This window comes from Thalassobacillus hwangdonensis, assembly GCF_042675915.1.
Classification (GTDB): Bacteria; Bacillota; Bacilli; order Bacillales; family Halobacillaceae; genus Thalassobacillus_A; species Thalassobacillus_A hwangdonensis.
In genome coordinates this window covers 701,734-723,153 of record NZ_JBHTKL010000005.1, presented here as the reverse complement: position 1 = coordinate 723,153, position 21,420 = coordinate 701,734, and the positions used below count along the sequence as shown (strand labels likewise).

Here is a 21,420-nt window from a genome sequence, read left to right as displayed (position 1 = left end):
ACCGCGTTAAAGCTGCGGGGGACAGTCCCCACTTGCGTTAAAGCGCGAAAAAGCTCCGGAGGGGGATTCCTCCGGAGCTTTTTCGCGTATGCTTATCATTCAGTTCAAGACAGGTAGTTTCCTAGTTCGGACACCATGAGGTCTAGCTTCTTCACTTTCGGCAGCTGCGATTTCGGGAAGCGCTCGTCGAAGTGCTGGAACATCGGCTCCAATGCTTCGTCGTCCAGCAATTCAATGTACGTACTATACGTATGCTTATACTGCCCGATATAACGCTTCATCTTCTTATCGAATCCGTTCAAATGGTACGTCGATGAAAAGTCGAACGCTTTTGCTACATCACTGTCATAGGTAGGAAAATTCGGGTTCAATGTATGTAGCATACTCGCTGCTAGCGGGAATTGCATCGCCGAGTTCCCTTTATGGTTCTTGATCTCGTAAAGCTCCTGCACAATGTTCACGATGTTCGGGCGTTTTTCGGATCGCTGCCGTTCCATGATCTCAAAGTATGCTTCATGGAATTCCGGGGTAAGACTCGGATTATCAAGTCTGTAGAAATAGCGGAATACAAACTTGAAGACATGATCCTTCCTGACATCTGTCTCTTTGAACATCTGATGTAGGAATTGATAGACTTCAATTTTTTCTGGATCAATCCGGTTCACTACCGTCTCCTGATCATCCAATAAAAGGTCTTTCAAATTTTCAGCCGTCCTATACTTCATCCTGCATCACCTCTCGTACCGATATTCCCTTTCTCTTTACCATAGAAACCACGAATTACTTATAGTAATTAGCTTATCACACCTCGAATTCCTTCAAAATAGAAATTTTCACCTCGATTTACCTAAATAAAGGTGTCGCACTTCATTTCCAAAGCCTCTTAGTCGATAAAAAAAGAGACAGTCCAAAACGAAAGGTGTGAGTGAATGGATATTGCAGCTTTGTCCGTGGTGATGAATCAAGGCAAACTGAAGCAGGATGCAGGGATTGCATTGATGGATAAGACGATGAATCAAATGGAGTCCAATGGAAACCAGCTGGTGGAGATGCTTGAGAAGTCATCTGTCACACCTGCTCATCCAACTTTAGGGGCACGGATAGATATCTCGGGTTGACCTACTTGCAACAAAGATAAAAGCCACAATGCGCTTGCCGCACCGTGGCTTTTGTCATTTACTCTGCATTCTCGTCTTCTTCCATCGTGTCTTCGTTTGTTGCATCTCCATTTTCATTCATATCTTCTTCGTTGGCACCTTCACCCATGTCGCCGTCTTCCCCATTCTCGCCTTCCATATCGCCGTTCTCACCGTTCATATCGCCTTCTTCTTCAGCAGGCTCTTCTTGCTCCATATCGTTCTCTTCTTGAGGTTCTTCTTCTGTTGCACATGCTCCCAACAGGAATACAGCAAGGGAAGCAGCACCGATTTTCAATAACCATTTTTCTTTCATGATGTATTTTCCTCCTTGAATCTGTGATTTCACTCCCTATGATTCCCAGAACATGAAAAAATACAACGAAAAAAATAAATTTCCATGAAAAAAGCCAAGCACCTCTGCATAACCATTAGAGGACTTGGCTTTTCCATTATTTCAATGCGAACATAATTTCCGCTTCGCAAGCGAGTTCACCGTCAACAGTCGCTGTAGCTTTCCCTTTACCCATCGGTCCTTTTGCTCGGATGATTTCCACTTCCAGCTTCAAACGGTCTCCTGGCTTTACCTGACGCTTGAAACGGCATTTATCGATCCCAGTGAAAAAGGCGAGTTTGCCGCGGTTGTCTTCTTTTTTCAGCATTGCCACTGCACCTACTTGAGCAAGTGCTTCCGTGATCAGTACGCCCGGCATCACCGGGTAATCAGGAAAGTGTCCTTGGAAAAATGGTTCATTCACTGTGACGTTTTTGTATCCGACTGCCCGCTTTCCTTCTTCGATTTCTTCAATTTGATCGATCAGTAGAAATGGATAGCGGTGTGGAATGATTTCTTTAATCTGCTGGATATCTAACATGTGTGGACTCCTCTCTTTACTTAACTAGTCCTATTATATAGGCAAACGATGCTCATGTACAAAGGGGTCCCAAAAGTAAATTGTTTAAAGGAGGGATAATAAAGGAATTATAAAAAGGAATTCATATTTACAACCAACTCATTTTTAAAAAGGAGGGAACCCCATGCTTTGGACTATTTTGATCGTCATTTTGATCCTGTGGCTACTAGGATTCATCGGTGGTGTAGGAAACATCATTCACCTATTGCTAGTCATCGCATTGATCGTACTTATTGTAAGACTCGTCCAAGGAAGAGGACGGATATAGACGCACTTGTCCCCACACCCTTCACCGCGGTGAAGGGTGTGGGGACAGTCCCTCAATACGTTAAAGGGTGAAAGGATCATGTGATCCTTTCACCCTTTTCTCATGTTTGTACTTGTTTTTCAATCTCTGCAGATCCGCTCTCATGGGAGGTGGTCAGCTTCTGCTTGGGGCTGAGCCAGAATGTGTACCAGGAGCCCTCTTTTATGATTGGGTCAAGATCGGTCAGCTTGAATTTACCTTCTTCACAGACGAGATCGAGGTCCTTTTGCGTCGGTAGGGCAAACAAATTCTCGTGAGCGACGAAGAAGCTGTTGAATGCAGACGAGAATGCTTCACCGAACTCCGTCTCATTGATCGGTGTAATCACTGAAATCATGCCACCTTCTCGGAGATACGTTCCCAAATGATTAAGCAGCTCTGCTCGCTCAATCGGATTGATATAATGGAAAATATTATGGAGAAGGATCATATCCACATCCTCTTCTTCCGGCTTCCATGAAGTGATGTCCCCGACTTCAAAGCTCACATTCGAGTAATCTTCAGAATGATAACGGGCATTATCAATCACGCTCTCATTAATATCGACACCGATCATCTTGATGTCGGGAAAGTGGTCGGCGAGCTTCCTCAAGTACCCACCATGCCCACAGCCAAGGTCGACAATCGTCTTCACATTCGCTTCGCGGACCTTCCGCCTGATTTTCCGAATCGCGAAATGCTCAAGCAGTGCAGAAGTTTCCGCAACGATTCCACCGAAGCGTTCGTGATCAAAAGAAGCCCGCTGCTCCGACTGCATGAACGTCGGGTAGGAAAGTAGCGTCGGGATATGCAGCTCCATCATTTCCTTCAATAAAGCCTGCACACCCGGTGAAGCATCCTCTCCCATCAATGCACTGCACCGTTTCTGGGAGGTGCGGAACGTTCCGTCTTTTTCTTTTTTCAAATGCTTCAGAGCAACTCCGACATTCACCCACGCATGCAAAAGGTCTTCAGGGTAACTGCCTCGCACAGCGACTTCCTCGATTGTAGCCGGCTCCTTGAATTCATCAAACAGTTTCAATTCGGAGCCGATATAGGCATGCCATGGGTACAAAAATGATTCATTTTTTTTCATCCACTTTCTCGCCTGCATCGCATTTTTCCATTCATTCTTCATCTAGTGCCCACCTTCCTTGTACTTCCACGGATAATCGTCGGATTTCCTGAACATTTTCTTAAGCTGCTCTCCGTCTGAGATTCGTTTCGATCTCGTCGGTAAAAATCCGCCTTGAACTGCTCGGTCGATCAAATTGAAATCCCATCTTCCAAGCCCCGATATGTTCAGCATCTGTTTTACATAAAGCTTGTCATCATCATAGAACTTCTGGACTGCCTTCGTACGGAAGTCTCTCCACCAGCTATATTGGACAGAGTAGACCAGTGCGGATAGATGACTCAACTTCAATAAAAACTCGACCCGTGGCCTACGCACTTTTTCATATTCGGGTAAATATTCGCTGTAATTCTTCCCTTGCTGTTTACACCATGTCAGCAAGTCACCAAGCACTGCTGCATCCTGGATCGCCAGGTTCATCCCTTCACCGGCCATGGGGTGAACTGTATGGGCGGCATCGCCGATCAGTGCCATATTATCCTTGACGTAATGATCGACATGGTACGTATAGGGGATCATCAACTGAATCGGCTTCCAATTCTGAATCGTACGCACATGTTCTGCCAGCCGAGGCTCAAGCAGTTCATACGCTTCATGTACGCGTTCAATTCCTTGCTCCTTCATCGTCTTATATGTTCCGGCTTTTATCATCAGCACCGTTCTCACTTCATTATCCGGCAGCGGAAAAAGTCCGAGAAATTTCTCCTTAGCTGTAACGATTTTTCCGTGGGTGAAATCTTCCGGACGCGGGAACGTCACGGTCAGAAAATGATGGTTGTAGTCCTTCCGCTTCAGGTCCACTTCCATCTGACGGCGTGTCGGTGAACTTCGACCTTCGGCACCGACGTATACCTCAGCTCGAAGCGTACGCTCTTCCCCATCCTGTTTCAACGCGGCCTCCCCATCAACAAACCCTAGAAAACGGGTCGATGGAAGGTAATGAAAATAATCATCGTATTCCTTTCCTTTATCGCGTAGCACTCGCTTGATCGTTTCGTGAGGCACCATCAGCGCATAATCATAGTCGCCTGCAAGCCGGTGATAGCTCAATTGCGTATTTCCGATTTCCTCCGGCTCACGATCCTGGTGGGGAATCACTTCCTGAAATTCAAGATGTTCGATCTTGTTGCCGTTCGCAAGCACCTCTTCCAGTACATCGAGTTCCTCTAAGATCGCGAGTGTTTTCGGCTGTAACAATTCACCTTTGTATAGAGGGGATACTTTTTTCAGCTGCTCGGCAATCGTCACATGGACGCCTTCGCTGGCAAGTTTGACCGCCAGCGCCAACCCACCGACACCTCCGCCGGCAATGAAAACTTCTGTGTCCACTCGTTTCCCCTCCTCATTGATTGTCTGTCCTTTACAATTCCACAAAAAGTCCCCAGAGAAACTTCCCAACAGGCTCGACAGCCCTTTAAAACGTAAAAAAACCGGACAGCACTCGGCTGTCCGGTTTATCTTCTATGTTCATTCAGATTTTTTAACGATATCGATGATATGCTGCCATGTCTCCCATTCCAGTGCATCCATTGGTTTTCCGTCACCGATGATGCCATACCCTACCATTAGACCACCCAGCAATGCGGCAGCACAGAAAAGTAGTACCAAAATGACTCGCAGCCAGATCGGAATGACCCGTCTTGCTTTGATCTTTTGCTTTTTACGCTGTTTTTTCTCTGCCTTCTTCGCCTGTCTGAGCTCTTTTTTCGTCCCAGTACTTGTTTCTTTCGCTTGTGAAGAGGCTTTATGCTGTTTTCGTGTCGTCTTTTTTTCCTGGGTAGGATTGGTAGTCATGACTGTCTAACTCCTTATGGTTCGTTTATCTCAGCTGGTTTACAAGCCCCATCATCTGATCGCCGATCGAAATCGACCGTCCGTTGAATTGATAAGCGCGTTGTGCCATCAGCATTTCTGACATTTGCTTGGATACATCTACATTAGAAGTTTCGAGACTTCCGCTCTGAAGTTGTACGTCATTTTCTTCAACGTCAACAATAATTTGTTCAGGTGTAAGACCCAATGCTTCAAGGTCAGGTAAACGGAATGTTGAGCCGCCCGCGGATTCGAGCATCCTCGGCTGGGCTGCCTCGACTGTTGCCAGGCGTCCTTCCTCTGTTTCCTGTCCATTTCTTTCAACTAGGATGCTTCCATCCTCCTGAATTGCAATCCCATCGAAGCCTTCTTCGAACAGGATCGGACCATCTTCACCAATGATAGGATAGCCGCTCCCATTCGTCAATTGTAAACGTCCGTCACCAAGCTCACTAAGATAGAAATTCCCAGCCCGTGTATAACGGGTTTCCGTGCCATCTTCCGTAGGGATCTGCACTTGGAAAAGGTGATTATCCTGGAGAAGTGCAGCATCGAGGGCACGATCCGTGCGCTGCAATGTGCCTTTACTCAAGTCGATATCGATATGGGAAAGCTTGGCACCTGAACCGATTCTGACGCCATCTGGTGTAATCCGTCCTGTCTGATTTTCTTCATCATTCAGGTTGTCGATCTGCTGGAACAAGAGTGAGGCGAAATCCGCCTGCTTTGCTTTGTACCCAGGTGTATTCGAGTTTGATAGATTGTTTCCGATCACATCAAGCTTCTGCTGCAGCTGACCCATCGTAACTGCTGCCTGGATCATCGATCTGGACATCGTTTCCCCTCCCTTATGTCAGCCTTCCGATTTCATTGACCGCTTTATCCATGCTTTGGTCATATGCCTTCAAGACACGCTGATTCATTTCAAAACTTCGATATGTATTCATCATTTCCGTCATCGTCGTTGTCGGATCGACATTGGATCGTTCAAGGAATTTCTGACGGATAGAAAATTCCACCCCATCTGCATTTCTCGCATTGACCAATGCTTGTCCTTCATCAGCAAGTCGGAAGAGTCCGTTGCCTTCTTTCACCATGTCGTTTGCGTTCGCCGCATATGCGATTCCAAGCGGAATATCCGCTTCATCAAGCTGTACCAGGCCATCGTCGGTGACATTGAATTCAATGCCATTCGTCTGGATCGGCTGTCCATCCTGATTCAATATGTAATTGCCATTACCTGTCACGAGAAACCCTTCGCCATCGACAGTGAAGTTACCGTCACGAGTGAACCGGACTTCTCCTGCTTCGTTTTCCGTCGTGAAAAATAACGTGCCATTTTCGTCCGGCATCGTACCATTCACAAGTGCCATATCCGTCGCCACACCCGTTTCCTGGATATCACCCTGAGCGAAATCAGGAACCGCTTCCTGCATGTAGACACCTGTGTTCAATGAGCCTACCGTTGTTTGAAGAGGGACGCGCAGCCCCTCACTAACAGGAATCTTTTTCGCTTCGATTCGTTCGATCAACAATTCAGGAAATGCACGCATAACACCCTGGTCAGCCTTGTAACCAGGTGTGTAGGCATTCGACATGTTATTCGATAATGCTTCTTGGCGACGCTGCTGGGCTAACATGCCGGAAGCAGCGGTATAGTATCCTCTTAGCAAGGGGAGCACTCCTTTGTATTAGACGATTTTGTTTTTAGCAATCTTATCGATGTTCTCGAGCATGATGCCTGTCCCACGTGCGACACAGTGCATCGGCTCTTCAGCAATAAGTACTGGAACTTTCAATTCTTCCGCAAGCAATTGATCGATGCCATGCAGCAGTGCACCACCACCGGTCATGATTACTCCGCGGTCGATGATGTCTGCAGATAGTTCAGGCGGCGTGCGCTCAAGAACAGATTTGGCAGCTTGTACAATCACCATGACCGACTCATGAAGTGCTGCTTCGATTTCAGTAGAGTTGACTGTAATCGTACGCGGCAGTCCGGATACCATGTCACGTCCACGAATATCGATCTCTTCGTTGCGGCTACCCGGGAATACGGTAGCGACGCTGACTTTGATGTCTTCCGCTGTACGCTCACCGATTAGCAATTTATATTCTTTTTTGATGTATTGAAGAATATCATTATCAAAACGGTCACCTGCCATTTTGATGGATGATGCCGTTACGATATCCCCCATCGAAAGGACAGCGACATCTGTCGTTCCTCCACCGATGTCAACGACCATGTTACCGCTCGGCTGGAAAATATCCATTCCGGCACCGATCGCTGCGACTTTCGGCTCTTCTTCTAAGTACACTTTCTTCCCACCGGATTTCTCCGCTGCTTCCCTGATCGCTTTTTGCTCGACTTTCGTGATGTTCGTCGGGCAGCAGATCAGCATGCGCGGCTTGGACAAGAATCCCCGCACATTAATTTTATCGATGAAATGCTTCAGCATCGCTTCAGTCACATCGAAATCAGCGATGACGCCATCTTTCAATGGACGGATCGCTTCGATGTTGCCTGGCGTACGGCCCACCATACGGCGTGCTTCATCTCCAACCTCCAGGACTTTTCCGGTATTGCGGTCCATAGCTACGACAGAAGGCTCATCCAGTACGATTCCTTTGCCTTTCACATGTATTAAAACATTAGCAGTTCCTAAGTCAATTCCTATGTCTCTTGAAAACATAACAGGTAGATCCTCCCTATTTCTAAACAAAGACTTTTCTCATGTAAGCATAAATACATCTAATTATATATTCTATCACAAAATTACGACAATCGTCGCACGCTATATGAAAAAACTTTCCAATAATCGAGGTATTTATGCAAAAAAGGGAGGATCTTGTCATGCGGGCTGAGGTTATACCGGCTGTTGTTCATCCTTCTGCAGTTTCATCTGGTACTTTCGTTTCGTGGCTTCACCGCCTCGTAAGTGACGGATTTCCTTGTGGTGCTCGAGGATTTTCTTTACCTGGAAGGCCATCTCCGGATTCAATTCTGGCAAACGTTCAGTCAAATCTTTGTGAACCGTACTTTTCGACACTCCAAACTCCTTTGCGATCACACGAACCGTTTTCTTCGTTTCCACGATGTATTCCCCTATCTTGATAGTCCTCTCTTTGATGTAGTCATGCACATCACTCGCCTCCTAAGGTTGACTATCCAAGGTGCCATTCGAGACAAGTTGGTAGCGGGTTCTATGGTGTTTTTGAAGAAAGCTGTCGACGGGAGCCATTGACTTATAGGAACATGTCATTCACCTCGGATGATACCGATTCTTCGGTTAATTTAATCATATTAGTGCCGAAGAAGGATTATGTATGAAAACGGTCGGACTTGTGAAGTAAAGAGCATGTCCGACGATTCCAGCATCCCAACTGCTTGTCCAGATTTCCATCCGAAATCGATCTGTTGTATAGTGAATGTAGATTTGGACAGCAGGAGGTATCTCCATGAGTTTGTTTGAAAAAGCGGAAGCATTTCTTCTTCAGTACGGAAAAGAAATGAACGTGGATGAATATAACTTGAAAACTCGACTTGAAGCAGTTGAAAAAGAAATCGAACAGACAGGCACCTACGTGCACACCTATGAAGAACTGACCCACGGTGCAAAAATGGCATGGCGGAACAGCAACCGCTGCATCGGCAGACTGTTCTGGAATATGCTGCACGTGTTCGACGAGCGCGATGCTCAGAACCCGGAAGCAATCAGGGATGCACTTTTCCATCATATCGATCATGCAACGAACGGAGGGCAGATCCGTCCTACGATTACGATATTCAAACCTCACCAATCAGAGAAGGACCAGCTGCGGATGTGGAATCATCAACTCATTCGCTATGCAGGTTATGAGGTAGACGGTGATGTAGTCGGTGATCCTCATTCGGTGGAATTTACGAAAAAGTGTCAGGAGCTCGGTTGGACAGGCCGAGGAGGTAAGCATGATGTGCTGCCGCTTGTCTTTCAACTGGATGAGCAAGCACCGGTGCTATATGAAATCCCTGATAATCTAGTGGCGGAAGTTTCGCTCTCTCACCCTCTCTACGACTGGTGGGAACAACTTGAGATGAAATGGTATAGCGTTCCGATCATCTCTGACATGGAACTTGAAATTGGCGGCATCCATTACACAGCCGCTCCGTTCAATGGCTGGTATATGGGGACAGAGATAGGCGCGAGGAATCTTGCAGATGAAGCGCGGTATGATTATCTCCCACTGATTGCGGAGAAGATGGGGCTAGGGGATGCGAAGGCATCAGATCTCTGGAAGGATCGGGCATTGGTAGAATTGAATACAGCAGTGCTTCATTCGTTCAAGCAAGCAGGTGTAACGATTGTGGACCATCATACTGCCGCACAGCAGTTCCAGACGTTCGAGAAACGCGAGAAAAACGCTGGTAGAGAGATTACCGGAGACTGGACGTGGCTGATTCCTCCAGTATCGCCAGCGACAACGCATATATTCCACAAGGACTATGAGCACACCATGCATTCCCCAAACTATTTTTATCAAGACAAGCCATATGAATAATAAGGAAAAGTATGTATTACTACTTTTATGTTTCCGTTAGACAAGTTAGGTAATGTGGAGTGGGAAACGGCGAGACTCCTGCGGGAGGAGCGTACCAGGTGAGACCCCACAGGACGACAGTCCGAGGAGGCTCAACGGAAGCCCGCGGAAAGCGAGTCGTATTCCACTCCACATTAATTTTATTTCAGTAACGGAAACAAAAAAGTCGTGCAACGAATGCACGACTTTTTCTTATGAGCTTATGCTCTTGTCATAGAACTTGAAGATTCTGCATCATCGGAAGGTGCTTCTTCTTCGTCACCTTCAGGCTGTTCAGTTCCTTCTTCAACATCTTCATCCGGAGCGTCCGTTTCGTAAGGAGTTTCTCCTTCGTCCGGCTCACCAGGATGGTCTGCATTTTCCTGTTCTGAGACTTGATCATTCTGTTGTTCTTCACCAGACTGTTCGCCATCCGGCTGTTCTTCGCCTGGCTGCTCTTCTTCTTCAGTAGCAGCATCGAGTTCACTCAATGGCTTTCCGAAGAATGCTTCTGGATTCACTGCTTCCCCGTCTTTACGTAGTTCGAAGTGTACGTGGACACCACTTGCTTGTCCGAAAACGTTCTGGCCAGCAGTACCAATGACATCACCTTGCTTGACTTCAGCACCAGCTTCTACTTGAATCTCACCTAGACTAGCATAGACAGTTGCAACATCTTCACCATGAGCGATTTGTACAACATTTCCATAAAGCGGATCTTCTTTGACTTCTGTTACAGTACCACTTAGTGCAGCTGTTACATCGAATGCTTCATCATTTTTCGTGATATCCACACCTGTACTTTGGTAATACCTATTTTCATACAATACAAGTGCATTTTCCTGGTCTTCATCAGAACCTTGGTGGTCATAGAATTTTGTTACGATGGTAGCATTGTCGCTATCAGCAACCGGCATTTCTACATTTTCCTGATGATCCATGACAGGTACAGAATCTTCACCGTCGAGCGTTCCGTCAACGAATTCGTCGTTCACTTCACTATTCGGCTCGTCAGCAAGATCTGTGACATCATTTGCGCCCTGCTGATACCAAAGTACTCCAGCCAAAACCAATGCAGCAACAGAAAGATAGATTGCTGGGTAAACCCATTTTTTGCGGAATAAGCGTCGGAACTTCATTTTTGTGACGCTGTTTTTTTCTTCCTCTCTCATTTGTTCATCACCTCAGAAACCATTGTGAGCAAAAAAATCAGAACTTATACATCGAGAGGAAAAAATTTCTTAGTATTCCGTTGGAAACGATTATTATTCAGAAGTATGCGTTCCATACCATGTGTGTGTGAGCGGTTCAGGGAAACGACTCGCTTTCCTGCGGGGAACCTGGAAAGTCTCCTCAGGCTGGCGCCTTGTGGGGTCTTGACTAGCTTCTTTTCCCGCGGGAGTCTCGCCATTTCACTGATCCTTTATGTAATTTCACAATGGTACATATCTAAAAATAAAAACAGGACGAGATCAAAAATGATTTCGTCCTGCTTCTTTTTAATTTTTCGTCGAAGCCAGCGCGGTGAACTGGTTCATTTCCGTTACTTTTGCTCCTTTATAGTAATGCTGCACGATTTCCTCGTAATTCTTCCCAGCTTTCGCCATGCCATTTGCACCGTATTGGCTCATGCCGATTCCGTGGCCGTAACCCTTTGTCGTAAAAATCAGGTGGCCATCCTTCTGACCGACGGTGAAGTCGCTTGAGCGGAGGTCCAGTTTTTCCCGAATGTCTCTGCCGCTGAATGTTTTTCCATTGATACTGATGTTGTCGACACGGTGACTTTCCGTCTTGGTCATTTTGATTTCCGACACATTAGGTGGAAACTTCACGCCGAGTTTCGCTTCTGCGTCTGCGATCGGAATGACTTTCTGATCCATATACTTCGGTGATTCCTGATCCCAAGGACTTTCCACACTCGTCAAATATGGCAGGGCATTCTCCCAGTAGTCTTCAGAGTTTTCTGTGTACCCGTTACTTGTTGAGAAAAATGCTGCAAAAATCGGCTGGCTTTCATAAGTGATGATTTTTCCTGCGGTGTCGATGACCGCCGTATTAATCTTGTTCATCTTTTCCATATAGTCCGCGCTCCACTGCTGCCTGAGTTCGTTGTTGTCCTTATACACCTGGTGCTGGATCGTATCCGTTACATCCGCTTGACCGGATACCTTTTCGCCGTTTGTCATATGTTTGACGATATAGGTCCTTGCTGCAAGTGCCTGTGCTTTCAGTGCCTCGACTTCGAATTCAGCCGGCATTTCCGACGCTACTACTCTGGCGACATATTCTTCGAGTGGAACTTCTTCCACTTGGTTCGTCTTCGACCGTAATACATTTACGGTGAATGGGGAGAGATCTTCCGGTATCGTAGTAAGCATCGGCTCTTTTTCCTTCTCAGGTGTCACTCGTGCTTCTCCGGTCTCTCCAGAGTTAATGAATGGTACGACAATCAGTGTGGGGAGTATAAGTATCATCAATAACAATGCTGCAACTACAATGAATCCAGGTCCCTTCCATCTTTTCATCCATCGCCCTCCTGCTAGAACTTTAATAGAGTCTCTACTAAATATCTATACAAGAGGAGGGGTTAGTAGAACCTTAAAATGGATTCAATGAGCTGAGATTTATACATTGTTGAATAACTAGGAAGTTTTGTATCATACGGGCGTTCATTTGTATAATAACTCTTCCCTTTTGTATAAAAAGTGCTGCCATTTGTATAATAAGTCGCGATATTTGTTAAATTAGGCGCCGGAACACATAATCTCAATAAAAAAAGCTTGCCCAATACTGGAATGGACCAGCAAGGGCAAGCATGTTTTATCATATATTATGATGTCGCTTCGATCTTTTCTGCTTCTGTTTGTTCAACTTTTGGATTGTCGTTGATTCGTTCAATATCTGCACCAAGTTTGGCAAGCTTATCAGCAAAGTCAACATATCCGCGATCCAAGTGCTTCAACTCAGTAACTCGCGTATAACCGTCAGCGATCAGTCCAGCAAGAATCAATGCTGCACCTGCACGTAGGTCAGTAGCGGCAACTTCTGCACCTTGTAAGTCAGATGGACCTTCCATGATGACACTGCGTCCTTCGATTTTCATCTTCGCATTCATGCGACGGAATTCTTCCACGTGCATGAAACGATTTTCGAAGACAGTCTCTGTAATGACACTTGTTCCTTGAGCAGCCAGCATCAATGCCATCATCTGTGATTGCATATCCGTCGGGAATCCTGGGTGAGGCATCGTCTTGATGTCGGTAGCTTTCAGTTCCTCAGGACCGATGACACGCAGACCTTCGGCTTCTTCTTTAATGGTAACGCCCATTTCTTCCATTTTAGATACGACTGAGCGCAAATGCTCCGTCAATGCACCTTTGACAAGGACATTCCCTTTCGTAATAGCTGCAGCTACCATAAATGTACCTGCTTCTACACGGTCTGGGATGATAGTATGCGTTGTTCCAGTAAGTTTCTCTACACCTGTGATACGGATCGTCTCTGTACCTGCACCAACGATGTGGGCACCCATTTTATTAAGGAAATTAGCCAAATCGACGATTTCAGGTTCTTTTGCACAGTTTTCCAATACAGTTTTACCTTCTGCAAGTGCTGCAGCCATCATGACGTTTTCAGTAGCACCGACACTCGGTACATCAAAATAGACTTTTGCACCTTTCAGACGGCCTTCTGTACGGACCTCGACATATCCATTTCCTACAGTTACGTCTGCACCCATCGCTTCAAACCCTTTCAGGTGTTGATCGATTGGGCGGGAGCCGATGGCACATCCACCTGGCATGGCAACCTTAGCATGGCCATACCGGGCCAAAAGCGGTCCCAGCACGAGCACAGATGCACGCATTTTGCGTACGTACTCGAACGGCGCTTCTGTCGTAAGTTCTTTCGAAGCATCCACTGTGACAGTGTTATCTTTGAAATCAACTTCTGCATTCATATATCGTAATACTTCGTTAATCGTATACACATCTGCTAATGATGGTACTTCGTGTAGTACACTTTTTCCTTCGCTTGCAATTATACTTGCTGCGATGACAGGCAGTACGGCATTCTTTGCACCTTCAACCTTGACTGTGCCATTCAGCTGCCTCCCACCACGGACGATGATTTTTTCCAAGGCTCATTCTCCTCCGCGTCTATATTCATTATTATTAGTATTCAGCAGTAATTATGGGTGTGCCAATCGTTATGATTGTCCCTGTGCCCAAACCTTCCCTGACGCCGAATTGGATGTTCATCGGACGGTCCAGAAGCGGAATGGATTCTTCCCATAATTCCGTATAGCCGGAGATGCTGGTAAAGTCGTTTTCACTTATATGCTCGATCGTTTCTATATTGAGTAGGTCTTCTAAATTTTGATATACTAAAACATCATCTATCGTACCATCAATAGAGGTCTTCATACAAGAGAAAATTGCGACATTTTCAGAGAAAATCCGACTTTTTTTCGTTTGGATCGTTGTCGAAACAAATTTTTCAGCATCTGCATTCCATTTTACACCATCAAGCGTGTAGATTGCTTCAGCACTAAGGCTTGCGTCTTTTGGCACGATGATACTAAACGTTTCGGACATGCCATTATCTTTGTGATGGTTTTGTCGAATAAACTTTTTTGATGTGGAATCTTCAGTGTTCGTCCATTCTCCATCAGGAAGTGCTATTTCAGCTTGTTTCTTCCATAATTTCAACTCGCCACTAGGAAAACTTTCCTTCAGCATCACTTTCCATTCGTCCATCTCCAGGGATTGCTTTTCCATCGCATCCGCGATATGGGACATAGGAAGTGTGTCGTTCGTTTCATGTTCCATCGCATAAGTTTCAACCATTGTTCCATAGATTAATATGATAATAAGTGCAATCAACATGTTTTTCATTGATAACGTCCCTTTCCCTGGTAGATTGATAGTTTCATTGTCTCCAGGGAAAGGCGACTTCATACTGGTTAAATTTCTACATCATCTGACAACTAGAATAAATGGATCAGCTGCTGGGACCATTGCAGAAATTCCAGGAAAAACCGGCTGACACTCGTACCGATCGTTATCGTAAGGAAAATCATCAATACGCGCACTTCGAAAACGTGACCCTTCCGGATCCATGCATCCAGTTTGACGGATTGCAGGACCTTCCAGGTAATGATGATAAAGATAAGATGTGAAACCATACTTATGAGTGCTTGCTGCGCGTAAAATTGATCAAACATTTGATTAACACCTCTTCAATTTCTTTTGACGTGGACAAATCCTCATCCAACATGCCACGCACAACAGAAATTGTCAACCTGCAGGATATCCTTACAGGGTACATACCTTAATTTCAATTCCAGTAAACACTTCTATATAAAAAAATCCTGCCAATCGGCACAAACCGATCAGACAGGATATAAAGGATCAATAAAACATTTCATCTAAATTGAAGTTTTCCTGGAACAATCCCAATATGAGTTCAGGCAAGATTCCGAGAAGCACTGTCCCAATCGCACAGACGACAATCGTGATCGTCACCCCTACCGGGAACCGAATCGAAGCAGCGCTCTGGGAAGGACGGAAAAACATCTGCACCATGATGCCGAAGTAATAGACGTAAGATATGACCGTTGTCCCTAACATGATTGCTGCGATGACATACCTGGAAGGGTCGGCGAATAATGCACTGAGAAAAATGTTCAGCTTTCCTATGAACCCTGCCGTACCTGGTATGCCTGCAAGTGACAATAAGAAAATTGTCATCAGGACGGCAAGCGAAGGTTTTCGATAGAACAATCCAGTAAAGATATTCATATCCTCGGATTGATCCGATGCTATCATTACCTGGATGATAGCGAATGCTCCAAGATTCATCAATAAGTAGGCTACGAGATAAAACCAGATGCTCTCGAACAGCATCGGGGATAAAGCCAGGAACGGAACGAGCAGGTAGCCTGCATGAGCAATGCTTGAGTAGGCAAACAGCCGCTTCATATTCCTTTGTTTCAACGCTATCACGTTTCCGGTGATCATCGTAATCGCTGCCAGCACGCTTATGAAAATCATCATCGACTGGATGAACAGTTCATCCGGCTCCCTTCCTTCCGCGAAAAGGAAGATGGAAAGGAAGATTCGAAGGATGATGACGAACCCTGCCGTCTTTGATACGACACTTAGAAAAGCGGTGACAGGAGTAGGTGATCCTTCATATACATCCGGTGCCCACATGTGAAATGGAGCGGTAGCGATTTTAAAAGCGAGCCCGACAAAGGAAATAATGAACGCGATTGCCAGCAAAGATTGTCCATTTCCCGCGGAAATGTTCGATATTTCCTGGGCAATAACTGCAAGATTCGTGCTCCCTGTCAAACCATAGATGTAACTGAAACCGAATAACGTAAATGCTGTCGATATCCCCCCGTTGATAATGTACTTCATTGCAGCTTCATTCGATTTGGCAGATCGCTTCTGAATACCTGCTAATATATAGGAGGAAATCGTCAATAGTTCCAAGCCGACAAATAGTGTAATCAAGTCTGCACTGCTCGCCATCATCATTGCTCCTAATAGAGCGGTGAGCAACAGATAGTAGAACTCTCCTCGATATTGGATTTCCTTATCACTTCCATAACTCATTCCCATCAGGAGCACGAACAATACTCCTAAGAGCAGGATCCATTTAAAGCTTAGTGAGAAAGCATCGAGGCGGTACGTATTGTTCAAGATCATTTCCGGCTCATGTCCCGTTTGCAAGAAAAGGAAGACGAGCGCGAGGATGATACCACCAATCCCGATCCAACCAAAGTGCGTCCTGTTCCATTCTTTTTTACCGAAGAGATCCAGCAAGGAAAGGAATGTCGCGACAATCAGGATGGTGAATTCAGGTGCCATCATTCCCCAGTCAAAGCTGAGTAACGTTTCCATATCCATCCTCTCACCCCCCTAACCCGATCATGATGGTTTCAATGGAAAATTTAATTGTAGCTGTCATCACGCCTGGGTAGATCCCTATCAGAATGATCAGAGCCAACAGTGTGACTGCAGGCAGCAATTCTTTATAATGGATATCCATTTTCATATCCGCAGTCTGCCTTGCAGCTCCGAAGGTTACACTAAGAACCGCTCTGAGCAAGTAGACAGCTGTCAATATGATACCGAGCGTACCGATGGCAGCCAGAATCGGCATCGTTTCGAATAAACCGAGGAATGCCATAAATTCAGATACGAACCCGCTCATCCCTGGCAGCCCAAGCGAAGCCATCGCTGCCGCAAGCAGCAAACCTGCAGTGATCGGCATGCCATGGGCCAAACCGCCAAGCTGTGACAACCGCGTCGTTCTTGTTCTTGCGTAGATGATTCCAACAAGGAAAAACAGCAATGCTGCAATTAACCCATGAGAGATTGTTTGGAACATCGCTCCCTGGATACCAGCTTCATTCATTGCAGCAAGCCCAAGCAGGACGATCCCCATATGGGAGACACTTGAATAGGCGAACACGCTTTTCAACTCTGTTTGGACAAAAGCGAGGAACGCTCCGTACAACAGGTTGATCAATCCCAGAACAGCGATGAACGGTGCAATCTGTTCGAACTGTTCTCCAAACATCCCGATGCCGAAATTGATCAGGCCGTAAGCCCCGATTTTCAGCAGGATTCCAGCATGGATCATAACCACAGCCGGCGGTGCATGGACGTGGACTTTCAGCATCCATGTATGCAGCGGTACAATAGGAAGCTTCACTCCGAAAGCGACGAGAAGTGCAAGCAATGCCCCAAACCTGAACTCTTCACTTATAGCGCCTGCATTCTGAAAATCACTGCTCATGATCTCTTTAAGGGCATCAATGTTGGTTGTACCTGTCTTTGCGAATAACGCTACAATTACTAATAAGAGTACCGCCGATCCTAATCCGTTATAGATCAGGAAGCTGTAAGCCGCATTTTCCCGCTCCACATAGCCCCATCTTCCAATTAGGAAAAACATCGGCACTAAGGTAATTTCGAAGAAGATGAAGAATAGTACCAGGTTCTCAGCAGAGAACACACCGAGCATTCCCATTTCGAGCAAAAGAAACCAAAGGAAAAATGCCTTTTGAGAATGTTGGATCTGATACGTAGCCGCAACTGCAGCCAATGTCGAGATGATTGTCGTCAGCAGGATCAATATGACCGAAAACCCTCCGACACCAAGCTCAAAATCGACCAGGAATTGCAGCTGCCCCTGCCCGAAGCTGATCCAATCACTCGAGACGCCAAGTTCAGCCCCTCCCTGGAACTGCGCATAGACGAGAAACGAAAGGATCAACGGCAGTACCGTACTGGATACCGCTGCGATATTAAGTATCCGAGTGTTGTTTGTCGGCGTCATTGCCAGAAGAAGCATGCCGATCAATGGGGAGAATACGAGTAAAGTCAACCATCCCATCATAGATACCCCCCTGACACAACTAGAATGAATACTAGTAAAGCTAATCCGATGAAAGCTACAGCACCGTACATCTGTACTTGGCCGCTTTGTAGTCTGGACCCTAGTGAACTTGCTGTTTTAACCAGTCCCGCAACGACACCGACAATCACCTCAACGATATAACGCTCGATGAAGCTGCCGAGATAACCGATTGCACGGGTGCTATAATTCACTGTGTATTGATAGAACTCATCAACAAAATATTTATTGTAGACCGTTTTATACGTAAGTGGCATGTAGCTCGTCAGGAAATCACGTTGCAGTGATTTTTTATGATAGATCAGATAGGCTAAAGCAATTCCTGCAAGGGCGACAACCGTGGCTGCGAGCATGATCCATATTGGGCCTTCATGATGTTCATAAGGAAGGAATGCACTTTCCCCTACTAACCAATCACCTAAGAACGTTCCGAACCATGGCGTGTTGATGAAGCCTGAAAATACAGCCAGGAAGGCTAGAACTATCATCGGTACAGTCATCGATAGTGGTGACTCGTTCACTTTTCCAAGGCTTGAGCGTGATTCGCCACTGAATACCATGAAGAATAAGCGGAACATGTACACTGATGTCATAAAGGCAGTCACTAATGCAAGGAAAAAGATGATGTACCTTCCGTCATACCAGGCGGCAAGTAAAATCTCCTCTTTACTGAAAAATCCTGAGAACAATGGGAAGCCGCTAATCGCCAATGTTCCAATCAGAAATACGGGTCCTGTTATCTTCAGCTTCTTCCACAGCCCACCCATGCGCTCGATGTTCTGATTATGAACTGTATGAATGACACTGCCCGCTGCAAGGAACAACAATGCCTTGAAAAATGCATGTGTCATCAGGTGGAAGACTCCAGCGACGTAACCTGCCGCTCCCAATGCAAGCATCATATAACCGAGCTGGGAAACCGTCGAATAGGCAAGTACGCGCTTGATATCGGTTTGCACGAGACCAATCGTTGCCGCGAAAATGGCAGTGAAGGCACCTATGATTGCGACTACCGTCATTGCCACCGGGCTCGCCTGGAACACAGGGAACATCGTAGCTACTAAATAGACTCCAGCTGCGACCATCGTTGCTGCGTGAATCAAAGCGGAAACAGGTGTCGGACCTTCCATTGCGTCCGGCAGCCATGTGTGCAGTGGAAATTGACCTGACTTACCGACCGCACCTACAAAAATCAATAGTGCGATCAGGGTAAGCATCCCTTCCTCCACTTCCCCGCCTGTCACTGCCTGAAATATTGAAGCAAGTTCGAGCGTGCCAGTTTGCCAGAATAATAGAATCATTCCGATCAACAGGCCGACATCCCCGATCCTGGTCATGATGAATGCTTTTTTCGCCGCTGCTCTCGCTTCTTCTTTCCCAAAATAGAAGCCGATCAGCAGGAAGGATCCTACCCCAACCAGCTCCCAGAAAATATAAAGCTGAAGCAGGTTTGGGGATAGGACGAGTGCAAGCATGGAGAACGTAAACAGCCCTAAATAACTGTAAAACGTCGTTAACCGTTGATCATCGTGCATATAGCCTTTTGAGTAGATATGTACAAGGAAACTGACCAATGAAACGATAACAAGCATTAAGGCATTCAATGGATTCACTAAATACCCAACTGCAAAGGATACATCTCCGATCGTAAGCCATGGGACAGTTTCCCCTGCGGTTCCCTCGTTTATCTGTGCGATCAGGACGATGAATGATAGAACGAAAGAAATTCCAGTCATCGCGATTCCGATTGTACTCGCAATGGCTTGTCCCTTTTTTCTGAGGAAAACCAGCAAAATGAATGAAATCAATGGGAATAACGGAATCAACCAAGTCATTTGTAGCAAAACACAACCACTCCCCTCTGTGCGGAATCCTTTCGTTGATTAATGCTTCATCGTGTTCATCTCATCGACTTGAACGGTTGAACGATTACGATAGAGTGCGATTACAATCGCCAATCCCACAGCCGCTTCCGCTGCAGCCACAGTTATCGTGAATAAAGAAAAGATCTGTCCGGTGATATTCGGATTCAATCCATATTTACTGAAGGCGACCAGGTTGATATTGACTGCGTTCAGCATCAATTCAATGGAAATAAGTACGATGATGACATTCCTTTTTGTAAGGGCTCCGTACAACCCGATACAGAACAGGATCAATGCCAACAACAGATAAACGTTCAAAGGTACGGCGCTCATTTTTCTTCCGCCTCCTGAGCGTCATCCTTTTTCGCCAAAATGATGGCGCCTACTAGTGCTACAAGTAACACCACTGACATCAGTTCGAAAGGGATGACGTATTTCGTATAGAGCGCTTCCCCGATCTGCTTCGTGTTTTCGACATGCAGATCAGTCGCCTGCTCGCCGAAGCTCATCGAGTTAATTGGGACATACATTGCGACGAAAAAAAGAATGATCCCGATGCCCACAGCCAGATTGCGGATTGGATTGATCTTCTCCCGCTGCTCATCATTGTGTCGGGTGAGCATGATTCCGAAAATCATGATGATAGTGATGGCACCGGAGTAAATCAGCACTTGGACTGCTGCGACGAACTCTGCTGACAGCAGGACGTAGATTCCTGCAATGGAAAGGAAAGTCAGTACGAGCGAGAGCAGCATGTGGATGACTTTCGTCAGGTTGATCATCAGAATTCCACCGAGGATCGCAAGCATCGCTAAAATCAGAAAGGCGAGCAGTTCACCACTCATACTTTATTCTCCTTTCTGATGTTCTGGTCATTTTCATCCAGCCATTCGAGGTTTTTGAATAACTCATCTCTGGAGTACTCTGCCAGTTCGAAATTGTTCGTCATGACAATTGCTTCCGTAGGACAGACCTCTGTACATAAGTCGCAGAGGATGCAAATTTCGAAATTGATATCATACGTATCAATGATCTTCCCTTTTTTATCGGGATCAGGGTGTTTCTTTCCTGTAAGATCGATGCAATCAGTCGGACAAATATTGGCACACTGATTGCAGACGATGCATTTTTCCGGATAGAATTTCTGGATGCCTCTGAAGCGGTCGGGCATCGGAATCGATTCCTCTGGATATTGGTAGGTCATTTTTTCCTTCGTCATATTCTTCAGTGTATATTTCAGACCTTTCACTAATCCGAGCATCTGTTCAGCCCCCTTTTGTAT

The 21,420-nt window shown here is 46.0% G+C and carries 24 protein-coding genes; 3 read left to right on the top strand and 21 right to left on the bottom strand.

What is annotated here, in order from left to right:
- Positions 1 to 104: 104 nt before the first annotated feature.
- Positions 105 to 725 (bottom strand): hypothetical protein, encoded by a 621-nt coding sequence (locus tag ACFQ2J_RS13130; RefSeq protein ID WP_386061175.1) that lies wholly within the window; start codon positions 723 to 725, stop codon positions 105 to 107.
- Positions 726 to 929: 204 nt separating this feature from the next.
- Between ACFQ2J_RS13130 and ACFQ2J_RS13125 the strand changes: the two genes are divergently transcribed.
- Positions 930 to 1,118 carry a YjfB family protein gene (locus ACFQ2J_RS13125; RefSeq protein WP_386061172.1) on the top strand — a complete coding sequence of 63 codons (189 nt, stop codon included), beginning with the start codon at positions 930 to 932 and terminating at the stop codon, positions 1,116 to 1,118.
- Positions 1,119 to 1,176: 58 nt separating this feature from the next.
- Here ACFQ2J_RS13125 and ACFQ2J_RS13120 read toward each other — a convergent pair whose 3' ends face one another.
- Positions 1,177 to 1,452, bottom strand: a complete 276-nt coding sequence (locus ACFQ2J_RS13120; protein WP_386061169.1) for a hypothetical protein — start codon at positions 1,450 to 1,452, stop codon at positions 1,177 to 1,179.
- 136 nt (positions 1,453 to 1,588) lie between these two features.
- Positions 1,589 to 2,011: a 3-hydroxyacyl-ACP dehydratase FabZ gene (gene fabZ / locus ACFQ2J_RS13115; protein ID WP_386061166.1), complete on the bottom strand. Its 423-nt coding sequence runs from the start codon at positions 2,009 to 2,011 to the stop codon at positions 1,589 to 1,591.
- A gap of 163 nt (positions 2,012 to 2,174) precedes the next feature.
- On the opposite strand from fabZ, the gene ACFQ2J_RS13110 reads away from it, so the two are divergent.
- The gene (locus tag ACFQ2J_RS13110; RefSeq protein WP_386061163.1) at positions 2,175 to 2,318 is read left to right on the top strand and encodes a lmo0937 family membrane protein; all 144 of its coding nucleotides are present in this window, start codon (positions 2,175 to 2,177) and stop codon (positions 2,316 to 2,318) included.
- Positions 2,319 to 2,418: 100 nt separating this feature from the next.
- Here the strand turns inward: ACFQ2J_RS13110 and ACFQ2J_RS13105 are convergent, their stop codons facing one another.
- The 7 genes from ACFQ2J_RS13105 to spoIIID form a co-directional block, all read right to left on the bottom strand.
- Positions 2,419 to 3,474 carry a class I SAM-dependent methyltransferase gene (locus tag ACFQ2J_RS13105; RefSeq protein WP_386061160.1) on the bottom strand — a complete coding sequence of 352 codons (1,056 nt, stop codon included), beginning with the start codon at positions 3,472 to 3,474 and terminating at the stop codon, positions 2,419 to 2,421.
- Positions 3,475 to 4,800 carry an FAD-dependent oxidoreductase gene (locus tag ACFQ2J_RS13100; protein WP_386061157.1) on the bottom strand — a complete coding sequence of 442 codons (1,326 nt, stop codon included), beginning with the start codon at positions 4,798 to 4,800 and terminating at the stop codon, positions 3,475 to 3,477.
- Between the two features lie 138 nt (positions 4,801 to 4,938).
- Positions 4,939 to 5,265: a DNA-directed RNA polymerase subunit beta gene (locus tag ACFQ2J_RS13095; protein ID WP_386061154.1), complete on the bottom strand. Its 327-nt coding sequence runs from the start codon at positions 5,263 to 5,265 to the stop codon at positions 4,939 to 4,941.
- 25 nt (positions 5,266 to 5,290) lie between these two features.
- Entirely contained in the window at positions 5,291 to 6,118 is an 828-nt protein-coding gene (locus tag ACFQ2J_RS13090) for a flagellar hook-basal body protein (RefSeq protein WP_386061151.1), read from the bottom strand.
- Positions 6,119 to 6,131: 13 nt separating this feature from the next.
- Positions 6,132 to 6,956 (bottom strand): flagellar hook-basal body protein, encoded by an 825-nt coding sequence (locus tag ACFQ2J_RS13085; RefSeq protein ID WP_386061148.1) that lies wholly within the window; start codon positions 6,954 to 6,956, stop codon positions 6,132 to 6,134.
- A gap of 18 nt (positions 6,957 to 6,974) precedes the next feature.
- Positions 6,975 to 7,976 carry a rod shape-determining protein gene (mreB, locus tag ACFQ2J_RS13080; RefSeq protein WP_386061145.1) on the bottom strand — a complete coding sequence of 334 codons (1,002 nt, stop codon included), beginning with the start codon at positions 7,974 to 7,976 and terminating at the stop codon, positions 6,975 to 6,977.
- 174 nt (positions 7,977 to 8,150) lie between these two features.
- Entirely contained in the window at positions 8,151 to 8,426 is a 276-nt protein-coding gene (spoIIID, locus tag ACFQ2J_RS13075) for a sporulation transcriptional regulator SpoIIID (protein ID WP_386061142.1), read from the bottom strand.
- Positions 8,427 to 8,742: 316 nt separating this feature from the next.
- Between spoIIID and ACFQ2J_RS13070 the strand changes: the two genes are divergently transcribed.
- On the top strand, positions 8,743 to 9,822 hold the full coding sequence (locus tag ACFQ2J_RS13070; protein WP_386061139.1) for a nitric oxide synthase oxygenase: 1,080 nt from the start codon (positions 8,743 to 8,745) through the stop codon (positions 9,820 to 9,822).
- A gap of 239 nt (positions 9,823 to 10,061) precedes the next feature.
- Here ACFQ2J_RS13070 and ACFQ2J_RS13065 read toward each other — a convergent pair whose 3' ends face one another.
- The 11 genes from ACFQ2J_RS13065 to nuoI form a co-directional block, all read right to left on the bottom strand.
- On the bottom strand, positions 10,062 to 11,012 hold the full coding sequence (locus tag ACFQ2J_RS13065) for a peptidoglycan DD-metalloendopeptidase family protein (RefSeq protein WP_386061136.1): 951 nt from the start codon (positions 11,010 to 11,012) through the stop codon (positions 10,062 to 10,064).
- A 327-nt stretch (positions 11,013 to 11,339) separates the two neighbouring features.
- The gene (spoIID, locus tag ACFQ2J_RS13060; protein WP_386061133.1) at positions 11,340 to 12,365 is read right to left on the bottom strand and encodes a stage II sporulation protein D; all 1,026 of its coding nucleotides are present in this window, start codon (positions 12,363 to 12,365) and stop codon (positions 11,340 to 11,342) included.
- Between the two features lie 305 nt (positions 12,366 to 12,670).
- Positions 12,671 to 13,978: a UDP-N-acetylglucosamine 1-carboxyvinyltransferase gene (murA, locus tag ACFQ2J_RS13055; protein ID WP_386061130.1), complete on the bottom strand. Its 1,308-nt coding sequence runs from the start codon at positions 13,976 to 13,978 to the stop codon at positions 12,671 to 12,673.
- 34 nt (positions 13,979 to 14,012) lie between these two features.
- Positions 14,013 to 14,735 (bottom strand): YwmB family TATA-box binding protein, encoded by a 723-nt coding sequence (locus ACFQ2J_RS13050; RefSeq protein ID WP_386061127.1) that lies wholly within the window; start codon positions 14,733 to 14,735, stop codon positions 14,013 to 14,015.
- A 92-nt stretch (positions 14,736 to 14,827) separates the two neighbouring features.
- Complete coding sequence (locus ACFQ2J_RS13045) at positions 14,828 to 15,064, bottom strand: DUF1146 family protein (protein ID WP_386061124.1); 237 nt, start codon at positions 15,062 to 15,064, stop codon at positions 14,828 to 14,830.
- 187 nt (positions 15,065 to 15,251) lie between these two features.
- Positions 15,252 to 16,757, bottom strand: a complete 1,506-nt coding sequence (nuoN, locus tag ACFQ2J_RS13040) for an NADH-quinone oxidoreductase subunit NuoN (RefSeq protein WP_386061122.1) — start codon at positions 16,755 to 16,757, stop codon at positions 15,252 to 15,254.
- A gap of 4 nt (positions 16,758 to 16,761) precedes the next feature.
- A complete protein-coding gene (locus ACFQ2J_RS13035; protein ID WP_386061120.1) occupies positions 16,762 to 18,255 on the bottom strand; it encodes a complex I subunit 4 family protein in 1,494 nt (497 codons plus the stop codon).
- The gene (gene nuoL / locus ACFQ2J_RS13030) at positions 18,252 to 20,117 is read right to left on the bottom strand and encodes an NADH-quinone oxidoreductase subunit L (protein WP_386061118.1); all 1,866 of its coding nucleotides are present in this window, start codon (positions 20,115 to 20,117) and stop codon (positions 18,252 to 18,254) included. Before nuoL ends, ACFQ2J_RS13035 begins: the two co-directional genes overlap by 4 nt.
- Before the next feature lie 39 nt (positions 20,118 to 20,156).
- Positions 20,157 to 20,471 carry an NADH-quinone oxidoreductase subunit NuoK gene (gene nuoK / locus ACFQ2J_RS13025; RefSeq protein WP_386061115.1) on the bottom strand — a complete coding sequence of 105 codons (315 nt, stop codon included), beginning with the start codon at positions 20,469 to 20,471 and terminating at the stop codon, positions 20,157 to 20,159.
- Positions 20,468 to 20,983 (bottom strand): NADH-quinone oxidoreductase subunit J, encoded by a 516-nt coding sequence (locus tag ACFQ2J_RS13020; RefSeq protein ID WP_386061112.1) that lies wholly within the window; start codon positions 20,981 to 20,983, stop codon positions 20,468 to 20,470. Before ACFQ2J_RS13020 ends, nuoK begins: the two co-directional genes overlap by 4 nt.
- Complete coding sequence (nuoI, locus tag ACFQ2J_RS13015; protein ID WP_386061110.1) at positions 20,980 to 21,399, bottom strand: NADH-quinone oxidoreductase subunit NuoI; 420 nt, start codon at positions 21,397 to 21,399, stop codon at positions 20,980 to 20,982. The genes ACFQ2J_RS13020 and nuoI overlap by 4 nt, the downstream gene beginning before the upstream one ends.
- Positions 21,400 to 21,420: the final 21 nt, after the last annotated feature.